The organism is Congzhengia sp., from assembly GCF_037235575.1.
In the GTDB taxonomy this organism is placed as follows: domain Bacteria; phylum Bacillota; class Clostridia; order UBA1381; family UBA9506; genus Congzhengia; species Congzhengia minquanensis.
This window is the reverse complement of the sequence record NZ_JAXUNN010000035.1, coordinates 1-8,716: the sequence shown is the minus strand read 5'-3', so window position 1 is coordinate 8,716 and position 8,716 is coordinate 1. Positions and strand designations below refer to the sequence as shown.

Below are 8,716 nucleotides of genomic sequence, written 5' to 3'. Positions count from 1 at the left end.
AAAAATAACATAATTTTAATTTTTGTATTAAGCCTGATTTATACCCCATTTTCTTTACTCTCCTTTTTGGCCGCATTTTACCGTGTTTTTCATCTTTTTTAAGCTCCTTTCCAGAATGCATATCAAAACTACAAATATCTCTAAATGAACAATTTATGAAATTCACACAACTATCACATGGTGGTATTTCACACTCTTTCGTTGCTACAAAAGGACATTTATTCATTATTTATCACCTCTCTTTTAAATTATCACCAAGCCGAAAAGATTTTTCTTGAATATTGTTTAAGCTTGTACGTTTATCAGCATATTCAAAGCTCAAAAATACTTTTGCAAGTTCTTCTCTTTTTTCTTTAAATATGTAGAGTATTTCCTCTTCTGAAATATCCAACGGTTCTAAAACACACAGTACGGTATTACCGTTTTCATCTTTCAGACCATATGAGCCATTACCCAACATAACGCACACAATTTCTGCCAATCGTTCATCACCAGAAGTGATAAAGCATTTGTCTGACGGATTTATAATTTCATATTTCACTTTTCTTCAGCCCCCTTAGGCGGTTCCGGCAGCGGCATCCACTCACCGTACCGTTCTGTGTCGGCTGTTGGCACGTTTTCAATGACTGCCATAACGCCATCAAGATATATCATGTCTCGCAAAGTTTCCGATTTTTTCTTTAAGTTTTCAAACTGTTGTAACAATTCACTCCTGCTTATCAAATCATTGTTCATTATTCCGCTCCTTTTTAAGATGCTCCAATTCAAACACACGGTCACGCTCCTTAATTAGTTCTTTCTCCAACCGCTCTATTTTTCTTTTTTGCCTTCTGATTTCCTCATTTTGTCTGCATATCTCGTCCGTCAAGTCCCGCTCGAAGCGGATATTGTTATATTCATAGCGCCCGACAACCTCGCAGAGATAACATTTTCCACCGCTGGTAAAATTTGAATTTGTGTCTAAAATCTGCAAAACTACGTCTTTGCAGTCCCGTATATTTTCAAGTGTGTATAATACAAATCTGCTGCTCTTATGTGTTTTTACCATTTTTCCGCTCCTTTCACTTCCCGACGCAATCATCATATACTGATAGCAGTAGCTTCCAGCCGCTCACCTGCGCCGCAAGCGGCTTGTTTTGCGGGGAAGCCTTGCATGGGCGCCGTTTCCGAAATCAAAGATTTCGACGGGGCCGCAACGGGGTGGTTTTTTTGAATCCATGTGAATTAGTAACTTTAATATCTTCTCTCGCTTGTGCTATTTCCAAAACATTCAGCGCAGAGGAAATTTCTATTCTCGCCGCAGTCTTTACTCAGCTGGGAGATTCCCTCGCTACTATCCTTGCCGCTGGGGAATTGGGTGAAAACGATGAGGAGGGCGACAGCCAAAACTAAAACGGCAATTCATCTTTATCCGCCGCCGGCAAACCCACAGGCCGCACCCAAAACAATCCATCTTTACTGTATTTTTACACATATTTCCTACCTCTTGCTGTCTTGTCCGCTTCTTCCACAATCACGTCTGCCGATTCTGTAATATTTAAAAACGCCGCCCGAACACCTTCTAACGCACAGTTCTTTCCTACAGCGCAAAGTCCAAGCACCGCAAGTCCTTTTATGTTCCGCGCCTGCATCTGAATCTCTGAAAAAACGCCGCCCTCCAAAATGCCACGCATTTCCTCACACAAACACTCACACCGCTTTTTTGCCTGTTCCAACTTCCGCTCAAAGCCCACAATCATCTCTGTATAGTCCGCAACCGCCTTATTGTGCTCCGCCAAAATACGCTGCTTTTCTTCCTTTGCCTCTTTTAATTGCTGCTCCAACTGTTTTATATATGTATCATCAATTGATTCTTTCGCCTTCTTGCTTTTTTTGCCCCGCAAATCATACTTTGCAATCTGTTTCGACACGGCAGTAGTCCCTGTCCCAAACCGCTCCGCAATTTCGTCAAGCGACAGCCCGTCCAAAACATACCCGCGCAGCCGTTCAATGTTTTCCTCGTTCCACTCGACCCTGCCGGCAGCTGGCCTGCGAAATTCTTTATATCGCTTACTCGTTACGCCCTCCGGCAGCGGAATACCATTTTTTTGCAAAACCCCAACAATATCTGCCGGGCTGCACATATTTAGGTCTGCTAAAATTCCAATCTGCGCAGCCTTGTTTGCAGCCTGTCCATAATCCCGAACAATGTCAAGCTCCGTCATTTCCATTTATTGCTCCCCTCCAACAGCAAAAAAAATTGTTTCTTCCCATATTTCCGGCTCTTTTAACCGCTTGTTTGCTTCTGACGTGCGATATGTAACGCCGCTTTTCCGCACTTCATAAATTTCCGGCTCTGTTTTTTGACACGACGAAATTAAGTTTGCAAACAAAGCAAACAAAAATGCAAACACCACCAGTTTCACCATGTTCTTCACACCTTTTTCAAACCGTTTTCCGCCAACGCGACAATATAAATCTCTCAAATACTTTTTCACAGTAATCAACCTTTCTTAATTTCTTCCTGCACAGCGGCCTCCGCGTCCTCTGCCATACTGCGCCAGCCAAACATTTTAACCGCAGGCTCCACTTCCTCCATGGGCGCAAACAGCGCCGACTGCCGTTCCTTGTTAAATAACACCAACTCAAACCGCGCCGGCAGAAACGGATTTTCCTGCTTTAACACGCGCTTCCCTAAAAGAATATATTTTTTCTCTTTATAAAGCACAGCTTTTCCCAAATTCAGCCTAATCTCCGGGTAGTCCAAACCACTCACCTCCCGTTTTACTCATCAAACGTCGCTTCCCATTCCTCAAGCTTCGCAAGTTCAATCTTCCATCGACCCTCAATCTTCCTGGCCGGAAATCCCTTCCTGTGCATCAACTCATAAGCCTTTGTCTGACCAATTCCATACATCTGCATAAATTTTTTCAAACTAATGTACTTCGGCATTTTCATTCGCTCCTTCCCACTCTTTTAAAATGTTCCCCACAAGGTCAAGCACAACCGCGCTCTGTGGCGTGCGCTTATACCCGGTAATATAACTCGACAATAACTGCGGTTTCAAATGATAGCCATATTTCTTCAGTTCTTCCAGCAAATCAAGCTGCGTTCTGCCAAGTTCCAGCAGCTTTATTTTAATCGCTTTTCCCGTCATGGCTTTTCTCCTTTCGTCTTTTATGATTAATTTATCAATAAACCATTTTAAGGTAAAAACAAGATAACGCGCTTAGGTAGAGTTTGCATGATGATTTAAAGGGGGAGTGTCACCATGCGCCGTGTCGGGATTAACACTTTTGTTTTTACAAATTTCAGCGCGTTATCCTATTTTTCTTGTAACCATCATTGACAAAATTTTTACGCTGTGCTATAGTAAAGGTGCGAATCAATAAAATAACACTTACCCGCTATCAAAAGCGGTGCGTTTTCGTTTGCTCTTTGGTGGGTACAGGTACATTATATAGGATTTCCTAAATAGTGTCAATACATTATTTAGGATTTCCTTAATATTGTGAGAGGTGACTAAATTATGTATGATAATTTTGTGAAAATCGTACAAGAAAAAGGACTTACTGCGTATCGAGTTGCTAAAGATACCGGCATATCTCCTACCGTCTTTAGTGATTGGAAAAGTGGGAAATCATCTCCCAAAATAGACAAAATAAAAAAAATTGCTGACTACCTGAATGTTTCCGAAGACTACCTTATGGGGAATACAGATAATCCACAGCCAATCGATGAACAGTTGTCCGGCGTTGACTTTGCCCTTTATGGGGAAGTAAAAGAAATGACAGAAGAAGAAAAACAAGATGTATTAGACTACATCAGATATAAAAAATTAAAAAAGAAAAACTCTTAAACTATTTGTATAATTCGGGGGAATTAATATGAATTTATATGAGTTATATGAGATTGCGGACGAGAACGCAATCAATGTAGATTATTTTCCAATGCGGCAAGCTGTGTCTATATCCATTCCTGATTCTATTGCAATTGATATAGATAAAATTGAAACTTGCCGTGAAGAAAAAGCCGTGCTTGCCCACGAACTGGGCCACTGCATGACAGGTTCTTTCTACACAATCAGCACAATTGATAACCGGGGGAGAATGGAAGAAAGGGCGAACCGGTGGGCAATAAAAACACTGCTTCCCTTTTCGAAACTGAACGAGGCAGTTGTGAGCGGCATCTACGAAACCTACGACTTAGCCGACTACTTCGAACTTCCCGAATCGTTCATAAAAACAGCCTTAAATTATTATTTAAACTGCTGCGAATTAACATTCAATCATAATTCATAATAAAAAGGCAGGCGTTACAAATGGTTGCTAAAGTTATGGAAATAGGCGGAATAATAATTTGCTACTTATTTTATTTGCTCTATGCCGCCTTTTGGCTTTTCATTACCTGGGCTCTTGTTGGCACCGCCGCTTTATACTGGCTCGAACACAAAGGGTACCACGGTGTTTTACGTTCCATGGAATATTCAATCCTCAAAATGCGATCAGCGCTTCAAAATGAAGATAAAATCATAAAACTTCTCAATATCGCAATAGAACAAGATTTACCCCGTTTAAAAAATAAATATATTGCTTATTTTGCATTGCAAACAGCATACGAAAACAGAATATTCAACGAATTAGAACACCTGAAAATCCGCTGCAATTCATTTTGGATAAAATTGCTTTTCATTGTATCTAATACATACCGAAAGAAATTAAAATCACTCAATGCCGAGTTCAAAGAAGTTGAACAACTCCATTTTTTGGCAGAAGCACAGGAATATATCATAAAACACGAAATCCATTCCATTATTAAAGAAGAACAAAATCAAAAGAACCAATAGATATAACCTCGCTAAGATGTTCCCCACCGGCTTTTGTGGCTGGTACCGATTCATATGAAGCAAGCGGAGAGTATATATCTCCCGCTTCGCGAGCTTGAAACGCTGTTTATGTAGCTTTTGCTGTGCAAAAGCTTTTAATAAAATCTTGTTATAAGAGGAATTTTTATGCCGAAATCAAAATATAAAAAACGTGCAGACGGCAGATATGTCAAACAAATCAAAATTGGATTCCAGGATAACGGCAAACCCAAATATAAAAATATCTATGCGAAAACAATTCCCGAGTTGGAAAATAAAATTTCAGAGTTTAAATCACAGCTAAATAAAGGAATTCTTGTTGACGATAAAAACATCACCCTGGGACAATGGGCTCATCAGTGGCTTTCAACCTATAAAAACGACGCAAGCTATAACACCTACGCCGCTTACGAAGGTTGCATCAGGCGTTATCTGCTGAAAATGCAAATCGCAAATTTAAAAATATCAAAAATAACGCCCATCCAATTACAGCAAGCCGTTAACCAACTAACAAACAAAGGTTTAACACGCTCAACCGAATTGTTTGTTCTGTGCCTACACCAAATCTTTGCTGCTGCCACAGAAAACGATTTAATTTTTAAAGACCCATCAAAAAGTATCAAAGCACCGAAATTTCACAAAAAGGAAAAACGGGCCCTAACAGAAGAAGAAAAAAACGCCATAAAAAATGCAGACTACACGCCCAAAGAGCGCGCCTTTGTTATGATTGGATGGCAGGCAGGCCTCCGCCGTGGAGAAATCCTCGCACTGCGTAAAAGAAATATTGATTTTAAAAAAGGAATCATTCACGTAAAAGATAATTTAATCTTTAAAGAAAATGTATCAGAAATCAATCATTACACAAAAACAGACGCCGGTGTCCGAGATGTCCCAATGCCAAAAAGCCTAAGCGACTTCTTGAAAACATATGTCACCTCCTGTGACGATTACCTGTTCACCACACAAAACGGCCAAATCGCCACAAAATCCATGCTCCGGCGTATGTTTTCATCCATTCAGAAAAAAACATCATACTATATGAATGATGGAATGAAACCAACTTTCACCGCACATACGTTAAGACATACTTACGCCACAACACTATACTACGCCGGAATCGATGTCAAAACCGCCCAATACCTGTTGGGGCATAAAAGCATTACCGTAACGCTCGACATCTACACACACCTCGAACGTAGTGATGCCGACATAACAGAAAAACTTACATCCGCTTTCCAATAATCAGTCAACAAAATCATTCAAACATATTTATTCAGTCAAAATTCAGTCAAACACCACTTTTTAACCGAACGACAAAAATAACAAAACCCCGCAAGCCTTACGGCTGCGGGGTTTTCTGGTGGTACACCATCGGGGGCTCGAACCCCGGACACCCTGATTAAGAGTCAGGTGCTCTACCAACTGAGCTAATGGTGCATATAGATAAAATTAAACCACTCAACGAGAATTTATTATATCATATTTATTTTAATTTGTAAAGTATTTTTTTCATATTTTTTGAAGAAACCGTCCCGCATTTGCGGGACGGTTCTCATTAACTGTTTATTTTGTTTTCCATTCAGGCGAAGCAGACGTATATGTCGCCGCACCTTCTATTGGTTTTATGTTGATTAGGTTTCCCCAAACCATGACTTTTGCAGTATCGGGTGAAGCGTTATAAGGCACACCAACTACAACGTTTTGCTTTTCATTAATGCTGGTGGTCACAACACCCACAAGCTGGTTGTCTTGATAAAGCGCTGTGATCACTGTACCTGTAACGGTTTTTCCGAAATCAACCTCAAATGTTGCTTTTGAGGCCGCCGTATCAAGCGTAATTACGTTGCCTGTACTTTTGGCAAATGTCAGCGCAAACACCCTTACAGTACCGCCGGCGCTGGATTTTTTAGAAATCGTAACCGTGTGTTTTCCTTTTTCCAGATAGATTGCCTCTGTCGAAGACAATTTAGTTGTACTGCCTGATGTTCCCGACAATTCATACGTAACATCATCAATGACATAATGAAATACCGTCTGGTTTTCAGGATTGGTATAATAAAGACCATAGTTATAATATCCGCTTTCCTCCACTGTTACGTCAAAGGTATATTCCGCGCTTCCTTCCACAACAATGTTTCGCAAATCGGAGTAAATACCAACGGTAAGCTTACCGCCCTGCCCGTCCTGATGAGGGAAATACCATCCGTTGGATAAATTTCTCCAGCTTGAATGGTTCCATGCGGGAATAATCGTTTCATTTGTTATATCTGTTGAAATAGGGCCATCCGTGCGCTGCAGTTCCATATTGTGAATCTCGGCAAAATTGCCGTCTAATACATTGATAATAAACTCATGCTCTCCTGCATTTAAATAAATAGGATTCGAAAGCCGTTTCAATTTTACCGGCAACGAGTCTCTTATGTTATTCGGATTGGAAGTATCCTGATACATTTTTGTGGTAACATCATTACCATCTATCGAAATTGTAAAAGAATTCTGATACATCATCGCATTTGCATACATGGTATAATACCCGCCGTCTGCAATGTTCAGCTTAAATTGATATTCTCCGGGACCGGTTATGGTATATACACCGTTATCAGGATCCACCACTGCGGTTCCTCCCAAAATAACGCCATAATCTAATCCAATTGCTGTTCGAATTGATCTTGCAGGCACATCAATTGTCGTACCCTGCGCAACATCATCTGAATGTTCACAAAGCAAAAGCCTAGCAATTCCAACTCCCGCCGTATTTGACGTAATGGTGATAGTATGCGGCCCCTCTGTAATATCTTTTGCTTCAAAAATTTTTCCAAGCTGGTTTATGGTAACAGTTTGCGGAGCCTCCTCGTCCATTACATATGTCACAGACGCATTCTGGGGTACAGCGCTTTCTATCATCTTTAAATCCGCCGAATCAAACGCCCCGGATTTAAATTTGAACGTAACACTTTCTCCCGCATTCAGGTTAATCATTCTTCCAGAGGTAGAGCCGGTAATAGAAGAAATGGAGGTTCCATTAAATTCTGCAGGCAATGTTGTTGCGTCAATTATATTTGACTCTGTCGAGGGGGCAATTAAAATTTCTTTAAAATAAAATCCGGCAATTTTCGGTGTCGCAGGGTGGTCAAACCGAATTGTTTGGTTTCCTGCGCCAAGATATACCGATGGCATAGTTAAGATAAGGTCGTCTGCTGTGTTGTTGCTATAGGGCACTGTGCCAATCAGGGTTCCATTTACAGAATATTTTAACTGTTCATTAATTTCTTTTATTTCTTCACTGTCTTTTACCGGCCCGCCTGTGGGATAAGTATTCGCAACTATCTTAACACTATACAGCCCCGGTGTTTTCACATCTAAACTATATTCAATCCATTTTCCGTTGTCTAAGTGCAAACTAATAGGAAAAGTTTCGCGGCGGCTGCTTAACAGCTCGCTGTTAAAGTCGCCAATTAAGGCGTATCCGGGAGTTGGCATATTCTTCGCCTGGTCGGTGTTATTTAAATGGCCGTCGTCCATGTCAGAGACATTAACGGCGTAATGAGATGGAATTGAGGTTTTTCCGTTCACAGGCAGATCTACACACATCACGTCGATATAATCAATGTCAATTGCTGCGCCGTTAGAAGCTACAGTCAGTTCATATTTTACGTCCTGCTCCAACAGAACCGGCAGTGTGGTAGATTTACCAACTTTAACATATTGCTTCCCTGCTAACAGTTTATCGTTATATGCAAAAACATTCTCCATGCTGGATTTATTAATGATTGCTGTTGAAATCGTCCCTGCATAATCCTTTGTTTTATACACATAAAAAATATAATTTCCAGAAACGGGCACCGAAAATTCAACCACCTTTAAAGCTCCGTC

General features: G+C 40.6%; 15 protein-coding genes and 1 tRNA gene. 5 read left to right on the top strand and 11 right to left on the bottom strand.

Annotated features, from left to right (window positions below):
* The 4 genes from WIG73_RS08260 to WIG73_RS08245 all read right to left on the bottom strand — a co-directional run.
* Positions 1 to 226: hypothetical protein (locus WIG73_RS08260; protein WP_337400089.1), on the bottom strand; the 226-nt coding region annotated here is incomplete at its 3' end.
* 6 nt (positions 227 to 232) lie between these two features.
* Positions 233 to 541 carry a hypothetical protein gene (locus tag WIG73_RS08255; protein WP_337400088.1) on the bottom strand — a complete coding sequence of 103 codons (309 nt, stop codon included), beginning with the start codon at positions 539 to 541 and terminating at the stop codon, positions 233 to 235.
* Positions 538 to 735 carry a hypothetical protein gene (locus WIG73_RS08250; protein ID WP_337400087.1) on the bottom strand — a complete coding sequence of 66 codons (198 nt, stop codon included), beginning with the start codon at positions 733 to 735 and terminating at the stop codon, positions 538 to 540. Before WIG73_RS08250 ends, WIG73_RS08255 begins: the two co-directional genes overlap by 4 nt.
* Positions 725 to 1,048, bottom strand: a complete 324-nt coding sequence (locus WIG73_RS08245; protein WP_337400086.1) for a hypothetical protein — start codon at positions 1,046 to 1,048, stop codon at positions 725 to 727. The genes WIG73_RS08250 and WIG73_RS08245 overlap by 11 nt, the downstream gene beginning before the upstream one ends.
* 161 nt (positions 1,049 to 1,209) lie before the next feature.
* Between WIG73_RS08245 and WIG73_RS08240 the strand changes: the two genes are divergently transcribed.
* Positions 1,210 to 1,392, top strand: coding sequence for a DUF6774 domain-containing protein (locus WIG73_RS08240; protein WP_337400085.1), 183 nt, complete (start codon positions 1,210 to 1,212; stop codon positions 1,390 to 1,392).
* A 74-nt stretch (positions 1,393 to 1,466) separates the two neighbouring features.
* Here the strand turns inward: WIG73_RS08240 and WIG73_RS08235 are convergent, their stop codons facing one another.
* The 5 genes from WIG73_RS08235 to WIG73_RS08215 are packed head-to-tail and all read right to left on the bottom strand — an operon-like array spanning position 1,467 to position 3,136.
* Entirely contained in the window at positions 1,467 to 2,210 is a 744-nt protein-coding gene (locus tag WIG73_RS08235) for a hypothetical protein (RefSeq protein WP_337400084.1), read from the bottom strand.
* A complete protein-coding gene (locus tag WIG73_RS08230) occupies positions 2,211 to 2,477 on the bottom strand; it encodes a hypothetical protein (protein ID WP_177680428.1) in 267 nt (88 codons plus the stop codon). It lies immediately after the preceding gene.
* Between the two features lie 5 nt (positions 2,478 to 2,482).
* Complete coding sequence (locus WIG73_RS08225; protein ID WP_249313678.1) at positions 2,483 to 2,746, bottom strand: hypothetical protein; 264 nt, start codon at positions 2,744 to 2,746, stop codon at positions 2,483 to 2,485.
* A gap of 17 nt (positions 2,747 to 2,763) precedes the next feature.
* Positions 2,764 to 2,931, bottom strand: a complete 168-nt coding sequence (locus WIG73_RS08220) for a helix-turn-helix domain-containing protein (RefSeq protein WP_177680343.1) — start codon at positions 2,929 to 2,931, stop codon at positions 2,764 to 2,766.
* Complete coding sequence (locus WIG73_RS08215) at positions 2,915 to 3,136, bottom strand: hypothetical protein (protein ID WP_337400083.1); 222 nt, start codon at positions 3,134 to 3,136, stop codon at positions 2,915 to 2,917. The genes WIG73_RS08220 and WIG73_RS08215 overlap by 17 nt, the downstream gene beginning before the upstream one ends.
* A 372-nt stretch (positions 3,137 to 3,508) precedes the next feature.
* Between WIG73_RS08215 and WIG73_RS08210 the strand changes: the two genes are divergently transcribed.
* The 4 genes from WIG73_RS08210 (at position 3,509) to WIG73_RS08195 (ending at position 6,085) form a co-directional block, all read left to right on the top strand.
* On the top strand, positions 3,509 to 3,838 hold the full coding sequence (locus tag WIG73_RS08210; RefSeq protein WP_177680345.1) for a helix-turn-helix transcriptional regulator: 330 nt from the start codon (positions 3,509 to 3,511) through the stop codon (positions 3,836 to 3,838).
* 28 nt (positions 3,839 to 3,866) lie between these two features.
* The gene (locus tag WIG73_RS08205) at positions 3,867 to 4,280 is read left to right on the top strand and encodes an ImmA/IrrE family metallo-endopeptidase (RefSeq protein ID WP_177680346.1); all 414 of its coding nucleotides are present in this window, start codon (positions 3,867 to 3,869) and stop codon (positions 4,278 to 4,280) included.
* Between the two features lie 20 nt (positions 4,281 to 4,300).
* Entirely contained in the window at positions 4,301 to 4,825 is a 525-nt protein-coding gene (locus WIG73_RS08200) for a hypothetical protein (RefSeq protein ID WP_177680347.1), read from the top strand.
* 165 nt (positions 4,826 to 4,990) lie between these two features.
* Entirely contained in the window at positions 4,991 to 6,085 is a 1,095-nt protein-coding gene (locus WIG73_RS08195; protein ID WP_249313681.1) for a site-specific integrase, read from the top strand.
* Positions 6,086 to 6,204: 119 nt separating this feature from the next.
* On the opposite strand, the gene WIG73_RS08190 is transcribed toward WIG73_RS08195, so the two are convergent.
* Positions 6,205 to 6,280 (bottom strand) — tRNA-Lys (locus WIG73_RS08190).
* Positions 6,281 to 6,406: 126 nt separating this feature from the next.
* The coding region (locus WIG73_RS08185; protein ID WP_337400082.1) for a hypothetical protein at positions 6,407 to 8,716 on the bottom strand (2,310 nt) is incomplete at its 5' end.